This window comes from uncultured Photobacterium sp., from assembly GCF_947502415.1.
Taxonomy (GTDB): domain Bacteria; phylum Pseudomonadota; class Gammaproteobacteria; order Enterobacterales; family Vibrionaceae; genus Photobacterium.
The window spans coordinates 16123-34055 of sequence record NZ_CANMZV010000019.1; the positions used below are offsets into that span (position 1 = coordinate 16123).

A 17933-nucleotide genomic window follows, 5' to 3' on the forward strand; every position below is an offset into this window, starting at 1 on the left:
AAAACAAAGGGGCGATTTGTTTCCTCGCTTAATTACTGTCTGTCGAGGCTATTCACACTATCCCGCAAACTTGCCCTGTTATTTAGCTAGAAAATGGATACAACCCGACATTATTGCGGCAACCGCATCAGAAGTGTTAAATACCGCCCATCAGCATGTATTTCACTTCAACATAGTCTTCGATGCCGTATTTTGAACCTTCACGGCCAAGGCCGGATTCCTTGACACCGCCAAATGGTGCCACTTCAGTAGAAATAATTCCCTGATTGATGCCGACGATACCGGACTCTAGTCCTTCAGCAACACGCCATACCCGGCCAATATCACGAGCATAGAAATAAGCCGCCAGGCCTGAATCGGTATCATTAGCCATCGCCAAAACTTCTTCCTCGGAACTGAATCGGTAACAGGCAGCTACCGGGCCGAAAGTTTCTTCGTTAGCAATCAACATCTCATGATCGGTATTGGCAAGCACGGTCGGCTCATAAAAATTACCACCCAGCGGGCTTCGCTTGCCGCCAGTCAACACTGTCGCGCCTTTGGCTACAGCATCACTGACGTGGCTCTCTACTTTTTCAGCTGCCATAGCGTTAATCAAAGGCCCCTGGGTTGCACCTTCCTCTAAACCAGATGCGACTTTCAGCTGCTTAACGGTTTCGGCCAGTTTCGCTGTAAACTCATCGTATACACTGTCCTGAATATAGAATCGGTTTACACAGACACAAGTTTGGCCGGTATTGCGAAATTTGGATGCCATAGCCCCCTGCACTGCCTCATCAATATCAGCATCGTCAAAAACAATAAACGGCGCATTACCACCAAGCTCCAGAGAAAGCTTTTTGACTGAATCAGCAGCCTGACGCATCAACAACTTACCAACACGTGTCGAACCGGTGAACGATATTTTACGCACTGACTTGGATTCCATCAGCGCCCCACCGATTGCCGCAGCGTCACCAGAAACCACGTTGAAAACCCCCGCAGGGATCCCAGCTTTCTCAGCCAATACAGCCAATGCCATCGCACTTAGCGGTGTTTCTTCTGATGGCTTTAGAATCATGGTGCAGCCTGCCGCCAATGCAGGACCAGCTTTGCGAGTGACCATCGCCAGTGGGAAATTCCACGGAGTGATCGCACCAACAACACCAATCGGCTCTTTAGTGACGATAATACGGGAGTCCGCTCTATGTGACGGGATCACATCGCCATAAACGCGTTTGCCTTCCTCAGCAAACCATTCAAAAAAGCTTGCGGCATAACCCACTTCCCCTAAGGCTTCAGCATAAGGTTTACCTTGTTCGGTCGTCATAATCATCGCAAGATCGTGCTGATGTTCAATGATCAACTCCCCCCAACGACGCACAGCCAGACTGCGTTCCTTGGCTGTCTTCTTACGCCAAAGCTTAAACGCGGCCTTCGCGGCCTCTATTGCAGCCAGAGTTTCACTTTCCCCGGCACACCCTACATCTGCGATCTTCTCGCCATCCGCAGGATTGGTGACAGCGTAACACTTATTGTTAGTCTGCCAGATACCGTTAATATAAAAGCCTGTCTGCAATAGTTCTGATTGTTTAATATTCATCATTATTCCTGCTGAACAGCTCATTAAATGTAAATACCTAAAAAAACTTTAGCTACGAAAACATCAATGTGCTATCCGGTCGATTTATTTCATTTCTTACCGCTGAACAAACTGCTCAACCTTTCTGTTATCAAAAAGTAATTCAACAGCATTCAGTAGCCGCCCAATATACGCCGATAAACACCGAAAGCCAGTAACGATACGCTATCACTCTGTTTTCTGGTTAAATCCAGCATCTTCACAGAATTTATGTGCAATATCCCAGCAAAGAGGGCACCATTTACCCACCAGCGTTTCAAACGTTGTTAAGCTCCATTAACAAAACACAACAGTCAAAAGGGGGAGATGCTGACAGCAACTTGCTTATAGCAAATAAAAACTGTGATCAATAAAACAATTTAATCATGTTTTTAAAATATTAACTGAATATTCGGTTGAGATTCTATTCATTCTCGACGAATGAATCATATAGAAATAATGGTAATACTCCTTTAATATTGATTTTGAGCTGGATATTTAATCGATATGTTATTATTGCTTCTTTTAAGTGCCAATTTTGTTGAGTATGTTTTTTTGAAATTAATCACATTTAAGTAAATGTTTTTTATTTAATCTAGCCCTGCTTTCCAAAGCACTACATTAAATAAAAACAAAGTTAATCAAACAATTAACTGCACCTTACATATAACAGCACTCTTTAAAGAGGCGGAGATACGATCATGCGCATAGTTTTAGCTCTAGGCGGTAATGCCCTATTAGCTCGCGGACAAGCACTAACAGCAGAAAACCAACGTGAAAACATTGTAAAGGCAGCAGCAAGCATTGCTTCAATTGCCAAGGAACATGAAATTGTTATTGTTCACGGCAATGGCCCTCAGATTGGCTTACTTATGGAACAAAACAGTGCTTATCAGGAGTATTCTCCTGAAACTACGCCATACCCAATGGATGTATTGGGTTCACAAACCTGCGGTATGGTCGGCTATATGCTGCAGCAGGAATTACGTAATATCGACGCGAACCTGAATATCGCAACTCTGGTTACTCAGACCGAAGTCAGCAAAGAAGATCCTGCTTTTACCAACCCAACTAAGTTTGTCGGCCCGGTTTACACCGAAGAAAGAGCCAAAGAAATAATGGCTGAAGGCGACAAGGTATTTAAGGCAGATGGCGAATACTTCCGCCGTGTTGTTCCATCACCTATGCCGAAAACGATTGTTGAAAAACAGCAAATTGAAACCCTGCTTCAGGCTGATAATGTTGTTATCGCTTGTGGTGGTGGCGGTGTACCTGTCTGCGTTGAAGACAACCGCTTAGTCGGCGTTGAATGTGTTATCGATAAAGACTTGACCGCTGAGCTATTGGCTGAAACCATCAATGCAGATCTATTTATTATTCTGACTGACGGTTCTATCTACCGTAATTTTGGTAAAGAAAACCAGGCTGAAATGAAAGTAGCAACACCAGAAGGCCTGTCCCACTTCAATTTCCCAGCGGGTTCAATGGGGCCAAAAGTTGATGCTGTCTGTAAATTTGTAGAAAGTAAGCGCGGTAATGCTGCCATCGGTTCTCTATTTGACTTAGATCGAGTAATTACCAACGAAGCCGGAACGCTAATTACTCAAGGAGAAGGTATCGAATATTATTAATAGTTAATACGTTGCTCCCATAAATAAAGCCTCATATTGAGGCTTTATTTTTATATTACCATTATCGCCTAACCCGGCTTCTGGCATTCGCCGCAACAATTAATCTGTTTTCCAATACTTTCTTTTTCGTATCAGAAGCACTGTTTAGCTCTCTAATCACCCGACTGATTTCCGAATCAAGGTATTTCGCTGTCTTAGTTATAATCATCGCACTAATTACCTTTTGTGCATTATTAGGTAATGGTTGGCGCAATGCCCACTGATAGCTATACTCACCACTCTCTGCTGAATCATTACGACTATCTGAGCTTTTAATTACAGGTTGCTGCATATCTTCACCGCGGCCAAGGCGTCGATAATACTCTTCCACTACAGGTGATTTTGAATATGGTAACTCACCGTTCTGATACAGTTTTGGCCCCAGTGTCTTAGCTAATTCTACTTTGGCCTCCAATACAAACTTGCTGGCATTCGTCGCCTTCGCCGATTTTTTCTCAGATTCTGTAAAATAGATCGTTGCCTGTTGCTTGGCCCGAGTCATGCCGACATAGGCCAGTCTGCGTTCCTCTTCAACATCCGCCGCAATACTGCCCGCCGCTTTATTCATGTATGGAAAAGCATCCTTGTCCCAAAATGGCAGATGGACCTGGTCATACTCACAACCTTTGGCGCGAAAAATCGTTGTCAGCTGGACCCCTCCGCTCACTTGCTCAGCATCATGTCGGCTGGATTGCTGAGTATAATACTCAAAGTATTGCAGTGCCTTATCACAATTCTGATCCATCGACTCCAATACCGTAGCCACGCTATCAAGCCTTTCAACCGCTTCTTCAATCTCTGTTGCAGTGGCCTCGGTTTTCCAAATCCAGTTATCCAACCCGCTTTCATTTCGATACTGGTTAAACACCTCTACAGCCTTAAAACTACCTTTGCGCTGAAGGCGAACCAACAGTTCAAGGCGTTCGATCAGATTATCCAGCTTCAAATTACTGTTCGCCTTGTCATAACGGGCAATAAATACCGCCCAGCCCGATGTTTCCATACCTGCAAGCTGATCGCACAAAGGTCGCAACACCTTATTAGGTACATAACAGTGAGGAAAGCTGAGCAGATTAAATAACAACAACGATTTTTGCTGTGGTGTTACCTGTTCATACCGACCTGTAGCCAGCGACATCAGCTCTATCAACAGCTTCACTTCCCGGCTATTACCAAGTACTGACGGTACCGGCATCTGGTATGGCAACTGCTTGCTAAGAAAAGCCAGTTCAAACAGCAGGGTCTGCGACCAACGGCGAACCAGAATCGCAACCTGAGCAGGATCTCCTCCTTCGCTGATATACTGCTGTACCGACTGGGCAATTTCGCCGACCTGACGCGGCGTTCCCGACAGCTCAATCCGGGTATCACCCACTCCCGGCTCTGAAATGGTCAAGAAGTCACTAAAACGTTGCTTGTTATTCGCAATCAAGTGGCTGGCCGACAGCGCAAGGCTGTGACCGAAACGGAATGTGTGCGACAAAGTGTAAGTCTTCGCCGGGGCAAAGTCCTGCTCAAAATTCAGCATGAACTGCGGGGCACTCCCACGCCACTTATAGATACACTGATCGACATCGCCAACAGCAAGCAATTGAGTCTGCGGCCCCAGTAGCTGCTTCAGCAGACGATACTGAGCCGTATTGATATCCTGAAATTCATCAACGACCACCAACTTACAGTGCTGGTGGTAATGCCCCCTGATAACTCCCGACGATTCCAGCATATTCACCGACTCTACCAGCCAGTCATCAAAGAAAAGGACTTTATTCTGCTTACGCAGGGTCTCGAATTGCTCAAAAGCATCAATGATAAACAGGTAGTCGCGGCTGATCTCCGACATCGAAAAAACTTCTCGGGGCGGCAGCATATAGGCTTTCACCAACCCGATAAAACTCAATAACAATTCGATGGTTTTCGGATCTTTGATCATCTGCTGGCGCTGGTAAGTCTTCTCTTTTCCAGCGATTTCGCGCAATACCATCTTGACCAAAGCCTTATCACTCTCGCCGCTTTGGTAATCAACCCGAAAGCCGGTTTCCCTCAAAAAACCACTCTGATTGAGAAGCCTAAGACAGAAACTGTGGAAGGTATGCACCGGAACAGGCTGCCCGATCCCCTTTTCCTGCAACTTTTGCTGGAAATCAGTCCGAATATCACGGTTAAACATCATCACCAGCATCTCTTCAGCAGGGATTTGACCCAGCTGTTTTTCAATCAAACCAACCAGTGTGGTTGTCTTGCCCGTCCCGGCTCCGGCAATACATAAAGCGTTTCCTGCCTGATGATTAATAAATGCGGTCTGTTCGGATGTGTATTGGGACATGATGATACCGGGGCTAAAAATCAAACTCGGGCAATCTTGCCATAACTCTCCAATCATGGCTCGGTAAAATCAGCGGCTGATACCCGGAACGGTTATCTTATCCCCGAAATATTAACGCAAACGTTTGCCTTTCTTGCTGAAAGGCAAAATCACTTCTGCTATCATCTGCGTCAGTCACAGGCTAAGCGACGTTTTTAACAGAGGTTTTTAATTAAAGCCTCGGTTTTAACTAACGTCTAAGTTTTTAACTAAAGTCTCGGCTTAGTCTGCATGGTTTTATCTTCACTTTGAAATAGGAATTCACCATGAGCCTTGCTGATCAAGTTCTCGCTGTAAACGATGACCTCCCGATCCGTACCGATAAGCCAGTACACAGCGGTAAGGTACGCTCTGTATACTGGTTGACTGAAGCCGACAGCCGCCGTCTGATCAAAGAAAAAGGCTATAATGTGAAGCCTGACGCTCCACTGGCAATAATGGTGATCAGTGACCGAATATCTGCCTTTGATTGCATCTGGCATGGCGAAGGTGGCCTCAAAGGCGTTCCGGGTAAAGGTGCTGCGCTAAATACTATTTCAAACCACTGGTTTAAGCTATTTCGTGAACATGGTTTAGCTGATAGCCACATTCTTGATATTCCCCACCCTTTCGTCTGGATTGTACAAAAAGCCAAGCCAGTTAAAATCGAAGCTATTTGCCGTCAATACATTACCGGTTCAATGTGGCGCGCTTACGCCAATGGTGAACGTGAATTCTGCGGTATTCAATTTACTGAAGGGCTAGAGAAAAATCAGAAACTGCCAGAGCTGCTAATCACCCCATCGACAAAAGGTATTCTAGAAGGGATCCCAGGGGTGCCGGCGGTTGATGATGTGAATGTTTCCCGCAAAGATTTGGAAAACAATTTTGCCACATTTAACTTCAACTCAGCGGCGGATATCGAACGTTATGAAACCCTGTTAAAACAAGGCTTCAATGTGATCAGTGATGCCCTGGCAAAACTAGACCAAATTTTTGTCGATACTAAGTTCGAATTTGGTTATGTCACAGATGCGGAGGGTAATGAAAAGCTTATCTATATGGATGAAGTCGGTACTCCCGACTCCTCACGTATCTGGGACGGCGCAGCCTACCGAGACGGCGATATAGTTGAAAATTCCAAGGAAGGCTTCCGCCAGATGCTGCTAAACCACTTCCCTGATCCAGATATCCTACTGAATAAAGACCGAATGGAAGAACGCTTTGATTTGGCTCGTGACAACGCACTTCCTGTCGAAACGCTATTGGAGGTATCGAATATTTACATCGGTATTGCCGAAAAAATTACCGGAGAAAAGATTGTCCTCAGCAACAACCCTAAGCAAGAAATCATCGACATTCTCCGCGACAGATACGATTTAATCGGCTAATCAACTCGGCACAAATCCATCATCAACTGATTTGTCTAAAGGCAGCACCGGTGTGCTGCCTTTCTTACTTTTTAACTCTGTTTTCATATCAATATACCACTCAGTGTATAAGTCGAAAATATCGCCAAAAAATTCAAAATAGAAACTTTGTAACATTAAACAAAAAAATCCAACTTTTGATCACATATTGTCAAAAGCACTATTAACAAAACTATTAGTCTGCCGACAAAATGAGCAACCACTACAAATATTCGTGCGCTTGTTGAGGTCTCTACCATGAAGTTCAGCCATAAAGTTGTTGCCACATCGTCAGCCATATTGCTTGCTGCCTTATCGCTACTTTCTGCCAATCAATATTTCAATACTAAATCCCAAATCCAATCGTTGGTCATACATAGCATTGACGAAATCGTCTCTGGTATGAGTAATACCATCAATGCCGAGATCAACAGCCGTACCGGGCTGGCCAGTTATGCCACCAGCCTGGTTGAACAAGATCTGTCTGAAGACAGTATTACAACCACAATTAGCCAACCTGCATTGAAAGACGCCTTTCTGTTAACCGGTGTAGGTTTTGAACAAGATGGTAGACATACAAGCAATGATCCTAGCTGGCAGCCAGGTGAAAGCTGGGATCCACGATCACGCCCTTGGTATAAAGACACCAGGCAGGCTAAAAAGCTGATTATCACAGCGCCATATGCCGACTCTGTTACCAAAGAGATCCTTGTTTCCATCGCAACTCCCCTGTTTAAGAACGGTCAGTTCACTGGCGCTATTTTCTTTGACATGAGCCTTGGTGGCCTTGCGAAACTGGTTAACCAAGTCTCGCTATTTGATGCCGGTTATCTATTTATCGTTGCCAAAGACGGCACGGTAATTGCGCACCCGGATAAAGCCTACAACGGCAAGTCAATGACAGAATTTCTTGGTAACCAGCCTATTTCAAGCAAAGTGGCGACTACCGAGCTGAATGGCAAATCCGTCACAGTTTCATTTACCCAAATCAAAGGGCAAGACTGGTACATCGGCGCCATTCTTGACGAAGACAAAGCCTTTGCCGCCGTCGATAAGCTAAAAACAGATTCGATCATTTATTCTATTGTTGCGCTGATCGCCGGTATTATTGCCCTATTACTGCTTATCAAAGTACTAATGCGTCCATTGCAGGATCTCAATGTGGCAATTCAGGACGTTGCGTCCGGACAGGGAGATCTGACCCGTCGCCTGGATACCAATACCGACGCAGAGTTTGCTGAGCTTGCTAGCGGCTTCAACGCGTTTACCGAAAAACTGCAAACCTTGATCATTCAATCCAAGTCATTAAGTAGCAGCATTTTACAAGGTACCGAACTCACCGCGCAGGGAGCTCAGCACTCCGCCAGTGCTATGTCGACCCAGCTACAAGAGCTAGATCAATTAGCAACGGCGATGCATGAAATGGCAACTACTTCATCTGATGTTGCAGGTAATGCGCAAGGTGCCGCCTCTGCCGCACAGAACGCAGACATCGCAGCTCAAGATGGCAGCGAAGTCGTCTCCCACACAGCTAACGCGATTACAGAGCTGTCAGATCAGATTGATCATGCCGTGGATGTTGTTAAGCAGCTGGAATCAGCAACAGGTAATATCGAAACGATCCTGAAAGTGATCAATGAAATTGCCGATCAAACGAACCTGCTAGCACTGAATGCGGCTATCGAAGCAGCCCGAGCTGGTGACTCTGGCCGAGGCTTTGCGGTAGTTGCTGATGAAGTTCGTACCCTGGCTCAGCGCACCCAGCAATCAACAACTGAAATTCGCCAGATGATCGAACAACTGCAATCTGGTGCCAGCTCAGCAGCAAGCGTAATGGGGCTGAGCAAAGAAACAGCTGCCAACACCGTAATTAAAGCCCAGGAAGCGGATGAAGCACTTCAACGTATCAGCGGTGCAATCCAGCAGATCAATGATATGAACCTGCAAATTGCTTCTGCCGCTGAAGAGCAAAGCCTGGTTGCCGAAGAGATCAACACTAATACCACCAATATTAAGGAACTATCGGTTCAGGTGGCAGAGGCTGCTAACGGCGCTAACGAAGCGATGGAAGAGCAAATTCGCAATGTTCGTGAGCAAGACAACATCATGAATAAGTTTGTTGTGTAACAGCAACAACCGTATACAACAGACTACACAAGAATAAGCATACGAACATAACGTAATAAAAGTAGTGTTGATATGAAAAATGCCACTCTCCATCAGAGAGTGGCATTGCTTTTTCTTAGATCTAGCCTTTAGTATTAGTTCAGTTTGAACTTACTGACAATGGCGGCCAATTGCGTATTAGCAGAAGCCAATGTTTGGCTATTTTCCAAATTCAGACGACCACTCTCAGCCAAAGTGTCTGCCATATGGCGAATTGAGGCCATATTCTTGCTAATTTCTTCCGACACAGAGCTTTGCTGCTCAGCCGCCGTCGCAATTTCAACGGCCAGGTTATTTACCTCAGTGATTGAATTAGCCATTTTATCCAAGTCCAGGTTAACCTGCTCAGTGTTAGTCGCTGTCTGATTACAGCTTTCCTTAATCACATTCATGTTGTTAACCAAACCATCAGCCCCTGTCGTCAGCTTCGTCAGCATCTGCTCTATTTCAGAAGTACTCTGCTGAGTTCGTGCAGCCAAGGCGCGAACCTCATCAGCAACCACTGCAAATCCGCGTCCTTGCTCGCCGGCACGGGCAGCTTCAATTGCTGCATTTAATGCTAGCAAATTGGTTTGATCCGCAATATCGCCAATCACTTTCAATACATCGGCAATATCCATGCTATTGCGGTTCATTTCACAGATACTCTCAGCCATCGACTCAACATCACCGATTAACGCCGAAACAGAGCCCACTGCATTAGAAACAATCACTTTCGACTCTTGAGCCTGATCATTAGTCAGATGGATATGTGAAGAGGTTTCTGCAGCATTCGCCGACACATTCTCTGCCGTAATACTCATTTCATTGATAGCTGTAACAACCTGATCCGTTTCATCAACATGGGATTGCAAGACTCCGGCATTCTGTTCAGACTGCTGTCTTAAATCCTCAACACTTGCTGAAATATGACTGGTCGCCTGAGAGACCTCCAGCATCATTTGTTGCAGGTTACTGATAAAAATATTGACGCTTTCCGCGATCTGGCCAAGATCATCTTCACTATTAACTTCAAGGCGACGAGTAAGATCCCCTGTACCCGCAGATAAATCGGCCATGGTTTCTTTCAGGGCTGTGATCGGACGGTACAATTGATTCAGTACCACAAAAACAATTGCAAGAGCAATCAGCAGGATAATGACCGATGTTGTAACGGCTTCTTCAAATGCTTTATCAACAGCCGCATAAACCACCGACTTATTGACACCGACATACAAATACCACTTATTGCCATCAACCAAAGAAATCTCAGAGAAATAGGCTCGCTTATCTGCCCCTTGCCACTGGTAATCCGCAGCACCCGTTCCTTGAGTCGCCATCTCTTTCTCCAGAGATGGCAATCCAAACGAAACACCTAGCTCATCGCTAGAGTCAGTTGACGCCAGCTGATCAAAATCCTCACTCAAAATCAGTGCAACAGCACCAGGGAAATTAACTCGACTAATAGTTTCATTCAGGCTTTTCAATGATACATCACCAACCACCACGCCTTCTTTCTTACTGCTGATAGGTGTCGCCAAACTCACCATCAAGCTACCAGTGGTCGCATCGGTGTAGAAGTCAGTCAGGATAGTCCGGTTTTTAGCCATCGCTTCTTTATACCACCCACGGGTACGAGGATCGTAATCACTGACTTCAAACACCCCGTCATTGCCGCCAGAATCGCCATAAGCTCGTCCGTCGGTGTAACCAGCAGTAAAACTGGCATAATCCGCCGCTTTGGTAATCAATCTGGCAACTTCGACGTACTCACTATCCGAATGCTCTCCAGCATAAAAACCTTTCGTTGATTCCAGGGCGTCTGTCGCCTGCTTCATCGACAATTCAATTTCACGTTTTGCACTGTCGACAATTAGCCGTGACTTCTCTTCAATAGTTGCAACTTTATCCTCTTTAAAATGTTGATAGGAAAGCCAGTTAGTTATGGACAGTGCCACAGCCACCAAAATTGCAACGGTAAGGATTATCCGTTGTTTAAAACCTAAGTTACTTAAAGAGAGGGTCATAGTTTTCTTGCCTGAATCAATCTGAAACTGATGAATTGAGCAAGTCTACTCACGGGGGGATCTATTGTGGAGTGTAAAAATTTTGACTCTTTGGGCCAATTTTTTTTGTTCAAGAAATATTAAGCTCTATTCCATTTAATACATTATCTATCCACTCAAACATACATATGTATATATTCGCTACAGCTTTACTCGGTTTATCGCCATTAACAATAAATTTTCGTTATCAGCAAATAAGATATATTGATGAAAAAAAAGTTAGATAAATTGAATATGATGTCATTTTCAAACTTAGCTAACACTTTTCTGCAATTCTTCAATTTATGATATTCATCACAATCAAATAGTTACGCGTTCTCACTGTTTCAATTTTTTTGTACTTTGATTACATACCCCCTTCATTAATGACTAATTACTCAGTTAATAATCAAGGTTTAAACACAAATAAGAGGCTAGCCTGAACTAGCCCCTTATATTAACAATTAGATTATTATGCTGCTGGTTCTATCGGTTCACCAGACACATCCTTTACACCAGATGATGACTTGCCGAATGACTTTCAGCACAAACCTCATTCCCGGTAGCTTAAGTGAGCGGCGGATGTAAGCAATGTTTGTTTCTGCGATATAGTAGTAAGCAAGAATAGTTGTGAAAGCAAAGAAGAAAAGTGCAAATGCAATGAACGGCTTACCGATACCTGGCATCGCACTTTCAATTGCCATCTGAGTAAAGATCGGGCCATTTGCACCAATCTCGGCTGACAGGTTTTGAACCAGGAATGTACCTTTAGCACCACCATGAACATTATATGCGCCAGTAATAAGGATCATGAATGCTGTAGCCGAACACACCAGCACAATATCGAGGATGTTAATAATTTATTATATCGCTCAATTAACCATGAGCGGCCGCACGATTTTGCAATACCCGACCAACAAGTAAGCGTTCTGACTGGATTTTAATTAAAATCCAGCTATCACTACTGCCGATGAATAAAATTCAACCAACGAATTCGTCCGTCACATTAAGAATGTAAGCTTATTTTTATGTTGGAGATCACATAATTAGTCAGATGAAAAAGCGGGAGCCCTAGTAACTATACAGATGACAGATTGACCAAGTGGCGGGTGTAATCCTGTTGAGGTTCATTAAATATTTGGGCGGTATCGCCCTGCTCCACGACCTGGCCATCTTTGAGAACTAAAGTGTAATGACACAAAGACTTCACTACATTAAGATCATGACTGATAAATAAGTAACTCAGACCGTGCTTCTCTTGCAGCGACTTCAGCAGTGTCAAAACCTGAAACTGCACTGTCCTGTCAAGTGACGACGTCGGTTCATCCAACAAGATAAAATCCGGCTTTAATACCAATGCCCTAGCAATAGCAATCCGTTGTCGTTGACCACCTGAAAATTCATTGGGATAACGGTGGCGAGTCGCAGGATCGAGCTCAACCTCACGCATTGCTTCACAAATCACCCTGTCTTCCTCACCAGGGGTCAGGGATTTGTGAATTTTAAGCCCCTCACCGATAATCTGCGCGACAGACATACGTGGATTCAAAGCAGAAAAAGGGTCCTGGAAAACGACCTGCAACTTACTCCTATAAGGAAGCATTTGCTTACGGCTCAAGCCTGATATATCAACACCTTCAAAATTTATCACACCTTCACTGCTGAGCAATTTCAGTAAGGCCATTCCGGTAGTTGACTTACCCGAACCACTCTCACCAACTAACCCGACACTATGCCCTTTCCTTAGAACAAAACTAACATCCGTAACCGCCTTAATATGATCTCTGACTCGCTTGAGAATACCGCCCGTAATTGGGAACCATACACGAAGATCCCGGATATCGAATAATGGCTCGGAATTAGGATTGACTGGCACCGGGTTACCACTGGGTTCAGAGTTAATCAACTTAATAGTGTATGGATCTGATGGATTGTTGAAAATCACGTCTTTGGTATCCGTTTCCACCAGACGGCCAAGCTGCATTACCGCAACCCGATCAGCAATTTGGTGAACGATGCTTAAATCATGGGTAATAAACAACATCGCCATACCGAATTCCTGTTGTAATTCTTTAAGCAAATCAAGGATCTGAGCCTGGACAGATACATCAAGTGCCGTTGTGGGTTCATCCGCAATCAGTAATTCTGGCTCGTTAATCAGAGCCATCGCAATCATAACCCGCTGACGCTCACCACCGGAAAGTTCGTGAGGATAGGCAGTCAGCCTTTTCTCCGCATCACGAATACCGACCTTTTTCAGCCAACTCAATGCCCTTTCTTCTGCCTGCTTCGGGCGTATTCCACGGTGAATTGCCAGTGTTTCGCGTAACTGCCTGCCGATTTTATGCAGAGGATTAAGCGACATCATCGGTTCCTGAAAGATCATCCCGATACGATCACCCCGCATCCGCCGCATTTCCCGCTCGCTGCATGTCAGCATATCGGTGCCATCGTACTTTATATGCCCACCAATATAGTGAGTAGCTCCCCTCGGTAACAAGCGCAAAATCGCGTTGGCAGTCACCGACTTACCAGAACCACTCTCCCCAACCAGCGCCAATGTTTCACCGCGCTGGATCGACAAGCTCACATCATAAGTAACCTGATTAACCTCATTCCCGCTATGGAAGCCGACAGACAGTTCTTCAATTATCAGTAGTGGTTTCGCCATAAATTATCTCTGTTGATGGGGATCAAACGCATCCCGGACAGCTTCACCGACAAAAACCAGTAAGCTCAGCATAATAGAGAGGACAACGAATGCAGACAGACCAAGCCAAGGAGCCTGTAAGTTGGTTTTACCCTGTGCCAATAGCTCCCCCAACGACGGCGAACCAGCGGGCAAACCAAATCCCAAAAAATCAAGAGATGTCAGCGTTGTCACTGAACCGCTTAAGATAAATGGCATCATCGTCAGCGAAGCCACCATGGCATTAGGCAGCATATGACGCAACATGATACGGCCATCACTAACCCCCAATGCTTGAGCTGCCTTTACATAATCAAAATTACGACAACGAAGAAACTCAGCCCGTACAACCCCAACCAGCCCCATCCAGCTAAAGAGCACCATAATCCCAAGCAACCACCAGAAGTTAGGTTCGACAAAGCTAGATAGGATGATCAGTAAAAACAGGGTTGGCATACCCGACCAAACCTCAATAAACCGCTGACCAAAGAGGTCAACCCAACCACCGTAATATCCCTGACAAGCACCAACAATAACGCCCACAATGGTCGAGATAATCGTCAAGGCAAAACCGAACAGTACAGAGATCCGGAAGCCGTAAATAATACGAGCCAGCACATCCCGCCCCTTATCATCAGTACCCAGCCAATTAACAGCATCTGGCGGCGATGGTGCAGGGCCAGCAAGATCATAATTTATCGTATCGAAACTAAAGCGAATCAACGGCCAAATCATAAAACCATCAGCTTCTATCAAATCAGCAACATAAGGGTCGGTGTAGTCTGCTTCTGATTCAAACTCACCGCCAAACTCGGTTTCGGTATATTGCTCAACAATCGGGAAATACCAGCCAGAATTGAAGTTGATCAACAAAGGTTTATCATTAGCAATAATTTCTGCAAACAGACTGACAACAAACAACACAGAAAAAATCCACAGTGACCAGTAGCCCCGCTTGTGAGCTCGAAACCTGACCCAACGTTCCCTTGTCAATGGATTCATCTTCACTAGCGCGCCTCAAAATCAATGCGTGGATCAACAAAGGTATAAGTGAGATCCGAAATAATATTAAGTAACAGCCCCAACAAGGTCATGATATAGAGAGAGCTAAACACCACCGGATAGTCTCGCTGTATTGTCGATTCAAAACCCAGCAAACCAATCCCTTCCAGCGAAAACATCACTTCAATCAACATTGCGCCGGTAAAAAAAATACTAATAAAGGCTGCAGGAAAACCGGCAATTATGATCAGCATGGCATTACGGAAAACATGGCGATAAAGAATACTGCGTTCATCCAGTCCTTTAGCCCGTGCCGTCACCACGTACTGTTTATTAATTTCATCTAGGAAGGAGTTCTTGGTCAGCATCGTTAAAGTGGCAAAACCGCCAATCACCATCGCAAGAATAGGCAAAGTTAAATGCCAGAAGTAATCCCCTATCTGCTGATACCAGACAAGCTGGTCAAAGTCCGATGACACCAATCCTCGAAGTGGAAACCAGCTGAAATAGTTTCCACTAGCAAAGAATATGATCAGCAAGATGGCAAACAGAAAACCTGGAATCGCGTAACCGACAATGACAACAGCACTGCTCCAAATATCAAAACGAGAACCATGCTTGATTGCCTTGGCTATCCCCAGCGGGATAGAGACAAAATAAATGATTAACGTACTCCATAACCCGAGGGAAATAGATACTGGCAGCCGATCGATGATCAAATCAATCACGTTGCCACCTTTAAACAGACTCTCACCAAAATTAAAAGTGGCGTAGTTCTTCAGCATATCGAGGTAACGTTCAAGTAACGGCTTATCAAAACCAAACTGCTTCTTAATCGCTTCAACAACTTCCGGGTCTAGCCCTCGTGAGCCTCGATAACCACTGGTACTTTCACCTGGTTCGGCAGCAGTAACCTCTTTTCCTCCGCCGGTAAAACGCTCCATGATGCCAGACGAATGTCCCTCCAATTGAGCAACGGCTTGCTCGACCGGTCCTCCTGGTGCAATCTGAATTACGAAGAAGTTAATCGTAATGATTGCCCATAATGTCGGGATCACCAGTAACAGGCGACGAATAATATAAGCTGTCATTGCTACCTTTACCTTATGAGTCGTTCACCTGAACTGTCACCGGCATTTGCGCCTATGTTAATTATGCGGCTAACGCAATCTCGCTCGCGTACCTCATAGGTTACCTTCGCTTCTCCGGGAGCTTCGCGACCTTACTCGAATCAATCCACCAGGTATCTTTGCCTAAGGAATACTTAGGCCTCACTTCCGGTCGTGAAAACTTATCCCAGCTGGCAACACGGAACTTACTGATATGCCATTGCGGGATCACAAAGAAATTCCATTGCAGTACTCGGTCAAGAGCCCTCCCATAATAAAGCAACTCTTCTGGTTTCTGCTGATTTTCGACAATTTTATCTGTCAGGTAATCAATAGCAGGATCCTTAACGCCTGCGGTGTTATAGGTGCTGTCTATAAAATTACTGTTCCATGCAATCAGCAAGTTCGGATTCGGATACGCATTGGCACCATAACCGTGTGAGACCATATCGAAATCCCTGTCCCGTAACCGCTTAATATATTGAGTCGTATCTACGGTGCGGATTTTCATTTCGACCCCCATAAGTTTGAGGTTCTTCTGAACAGGAACAGCCAAACGTTCCGTTGACGGGCTATATATAAGCAATTCAAACACGAACGGGTCGCCCGTTTTAACATTGGTCATCACTTTATTCTTGAGTTGCCACCCCGCTTCCTTCATTAAAGCAATCGCCTTGCGAATATGAGTGCGGATCCGACCAGAACCATCAGTTACCGGTGGCAGGTACGCCTCGGTAAATACCCGGCTCGGCACTTGTTCTTTAATTGGCGCCAACACTTTCAGTTCAGTGTCGGACGGTAAACCATCCGCTTCATATTCTGTATTTTGAAAATAACTGCGGGTACGTTTGTATTGGTTATAAAAGAGACTTTTATTCATCCACTCAAAATCCATGGCATAATTCAGCGCCTCTCGCACCCTAACATCCTGAAAATAGAGGCTTTGAGTGTTGAAGACAAAAGCTTGCATTGACTGGGGGATCTGGTGGGAGATTTCTTCCTTGAGAATATAACCTTTGTCGAAATTAGTACCCTGATAAAGGGTCGCCCAAAACTTTGCTACATTCTCTTCGCGAATGTCATACTCGCCCGCTTTGAATGCTTCTAGGGTAACTGTTTCGTCACGGTAATAATCGTACTTCACCGTCTGGAAATTATGGCGTCCGACGTTTACGGGCAAATCCTTAGCCCAATAATCATCGACAAGAGAATATGTCACACTCTGACCAGCTTTATAACTTGAGACTTTATAAGCACTGCTTCCAAGCGGCGGTTCATTTAACGGCTCGCTTAAATTCTTGTCCTGCCAGAAATGCTCGGGCAAAACGTTCATTCCCTTCACCAGTGCAAACAAAATCTCACGGTTAGGCTTCGCCATTTCAATACGCGCTGTCAGTGCAGACTTCACCGTTACTGATTTCACATCCTTGAAGTACACCTTATATTGAGGCACGCCTTCTTTCATAAACTTATTAAACGTGAAAGCGACATCTAAGGCAGTAATAGGATGGCCATCATGGAAACGCGCCTTCGGATTTATATCAACCTCCATCCATGAAAAATCATCGGCATAACGAACCTTTTCAGCAATTAAAGGATAATGGCTATCTATCTCGTCAGCAGAAGAAATAAACAAAGTGTCATAAATGGTATCAGCCCCAGCAGCCGCTACTCCACGCGTTGCGTAACGATTAAAACTGTCATAAGTACCGACTTGCGCATAAGTTACTTGCCCGCCTTTAGGCGCCTCGGGATTAACATAATCAAAATGGGAAAAATCACTGGAATATTTGGCTTCACCGAAACCGACCAGACAGGTCGACTCAATAATGTCTGCAGCCTTTAGCATTCCGGTAGTCAGCAACATGGCCATAACTAATGACACCTTTTTTAGCATTTGCTTCTCCCTGCATTTTTGCTAAT

Annotated in this window: 10 protein-coding genes and 1 pseudogene; 3 read left to right on the forward strand and 8 right to left on the reverse strand. The window is 44.9% G+C overall.

Annotated features, from left to right (window positions below; all coding sequences use genetic code 11):
• Positions 1-136 precede the first annotated feature (136 nt).
• A complete protein-coding gene (locus Q0852_RS17655) occupies positions 137-1582 on the reverse strand; it encodes an NAD-dependent succinate-semialdehyde dehydrogenase (protein ID WP_299020269.1) in 1446 nt (481 codons plus the stop codon).
• A 719-nt stretch (positions 1583-2301) separates the two neighbouring features.
• Between Q0852_RS17655 and Q0852_RS17660 the strand changes: the two genes are divergently transcribed.
• Positions 2302-3231 carry a carbamate kinase gene (locus tag Q0852_RS17660; RefSeq protein ID WP_299020159.1) on the forward strand — a complete coding sequence of 310 codons (930 nt, stop codon included), beginning with the start codon at positions 2302-2304 and terminating at the stop codon, positions 3229-3231.
• Between the two features lie 61 nt (positions 3232-3292).
• Here the strand turns inward: Q0852_RS17660 and Q0852_RS17665 are convergent, their stop codons facing one another.
• The gene (locus Q0852_RS17665) at positions 3293-5593 is read right to left on the reverse strand and encodes an ATP-dependent helicase (RefSeq protein WP_299020160.1); all 2301 of its coding nucleotides are present in this window, start codon (positions 5591-5593) and stop codon (positions 3293-3295) included.
• 305 nt (positions 5594-5898) lie between these two features.
• Between Q0852_RS17665 and Q0852_RS17670 the strand changes: the two genes are divergently transcribed.
• Entirely contained in the window at positions 5899-7002 is a 1104-nt protein-coding gene (locus tag Q0852_RS17670) for a phosphoribosylaminoimidazolesuccinocarboxamide synthase (RefSeq protein ID WP_299020161.1), read from the forward strand.
• Positions 7003-7278: 276 nt separating this feature from the next.
• Positions 7279-9147 carry a methyl-accepting chemotaxis protein gene (locus Q0852_RS17675; protein ID WP_299020163.1) on the forward strand — a complete coding sequence of 623 codons (1869 nt, stop codon included), beginning with the start codon at positions 7279-7281 and terminating at the stop codon, positions 9145-9147.
• Between the two features lie 134 nt (positions 9148-9281).
• Here the strand turns inward: Q0852_RS17675 and Q0852_RS17680 are convergent, their stop codons facing one another.
• The 6 genes and pseudogenes from Q0852_RS17680 to Q0852_RS17705 form a co-directional block, all read right to left on the reverse strand.
• A complete protein-coding gene (locus Q0852_RS17680; RefSeq protein ID WP_299020165.1) occupies positions 9282-11192 on the reverse strand; it encodes a methyl-accepting chemotaxis protein in 1911 nt (636 codons plus the stop codon).
• A 551-nt stretch (positions 11193-11743) separates the two neighbouring features.
• Positions 11744-12058 (reverse strand): annotated as a pseudogene (locus Q0852_RS17685) (alanine:cation symporter family protein); the annotation flags it as partial.
• 230 nt (positions 12059-12288) lie between these two features.
• Complete coding sequence (locus tag Q0852_RS17690) at positions 12289-13881, reverse strand: ABC transporter ATP-binding protein (RefSeq protein ID WP_299020166.1); 1593 nt, start codon at positions 13879-13881, stop codon at positions 12289-12291.
• Positions 13882-13884: 3 nt separating this feature from the next.
• A complete protein-coding gene (locus Q0852_RS17695) occupies positions 13885-14901 on the reverse strand; it encodes an ABC transporter permease (protein WP_299020169.1) in 1017 nt (338 codons plus the stop codon).
• A 5-nt stretch (positions 14902-14906) separates the two neighbouring features.
• Positions 14907-15992: a microcin C ABC transporter permease YejB gene (locus Q0852_RS17700; RefSeq protein WP_299020171.1), complete on the reverse strand. Its 1086-nt coding sequence runs from the start codon at positions 15990-15992 to the stop codon at positions 14907-14909.
• A gap of 100 nt (positions 15993-16092) precedes the next feature.
• Positions 16093-17907, reverse strand: a complete 1815-nt coding sequence (locus Q0852_RS17705; RefSeq protein ID WP_299020173.1) for an extracellular solute-binding protein — start codon at positions 17905-17907, stop codon at positions 16093-16095.
• Positions 17908-17933 lie beyond the last annotated feature (26 nt).

Excerpts from the sequence above, each read along its gene's own strand:
- Q0852_RS17655 (WP_299020269.1), bottom strand. The coding sequence starts at position 1,582 with ATGAATATTAAACAATCAGAACTATTGCAGACAGGCTTTTATATTAAC.
- Q0852_RS17660 (WP_299020159.1), top strand. The coding sequence starts at position 2,302 with ATGCGCATAGTTTTAGCTCTAGGCGGTAATGCCCTATTAGCTCGCGGA.
- Q0852_RS17665 (WP_299020160.1), bottom strand. The coding sequence starts at position 5,593 with ATGTCCCAATACACATCCGAACAGACCGCATTTATTAATCATCAGGCA.
- Q0852_RS17670 (WP_299020161.1), top strand. The coding sequence starts at position 5,899 with ATGAGCCTTGCTGATCAAGTTCTCGCTGTAAACGATGACCTCCCGATC.
- Q0852_RS17675 (WP_299020163.1), top strand. The coding sequence starts at position 7,279 with ATGAAGTTCAGCCATAAAGTTGTTGCCACATCGTCAGCCATATTGCTT.
- Q0852_RS17680 (WP_299020165.1), bottom strand. The coding sequence starts at position 11,192 with ATGACCCTCTCTTTAAGTAACTTAGGTTTTAAACAACGGATAATCCTT.
- Q0852_RS17690 (WP_299020166.1), bottom strand. The coding sequence starts at position 13,881 with ATGGCGAAACCACTACTGATAATTGAAGAACTGTCTGTCGGCTTCCAT.
- Q0852_RS17695 (WP_299020169.1), bottom strand. The coding sequence starts at position 14,901 with ATGAATCCATTGACAAGGGAACGTTGGGTCAGGTTTCGAGCTCACAAG.
- Q0852_RS17700 (WP_299020171.1), bottom strand. The coding sequence starts at position 15,992 with ATGACAGCTTATATTATTCGTCGCCTGTTACTGGTGATCCCGACATTA.
- Q0852_RS17705 (WP_299020173.1), bottom strand. The coding sequence starts at position 17,907 with ATGCTAAAAAAGGTGTCATTAGTTATGGCCATGTTGCTGACTACCGGA.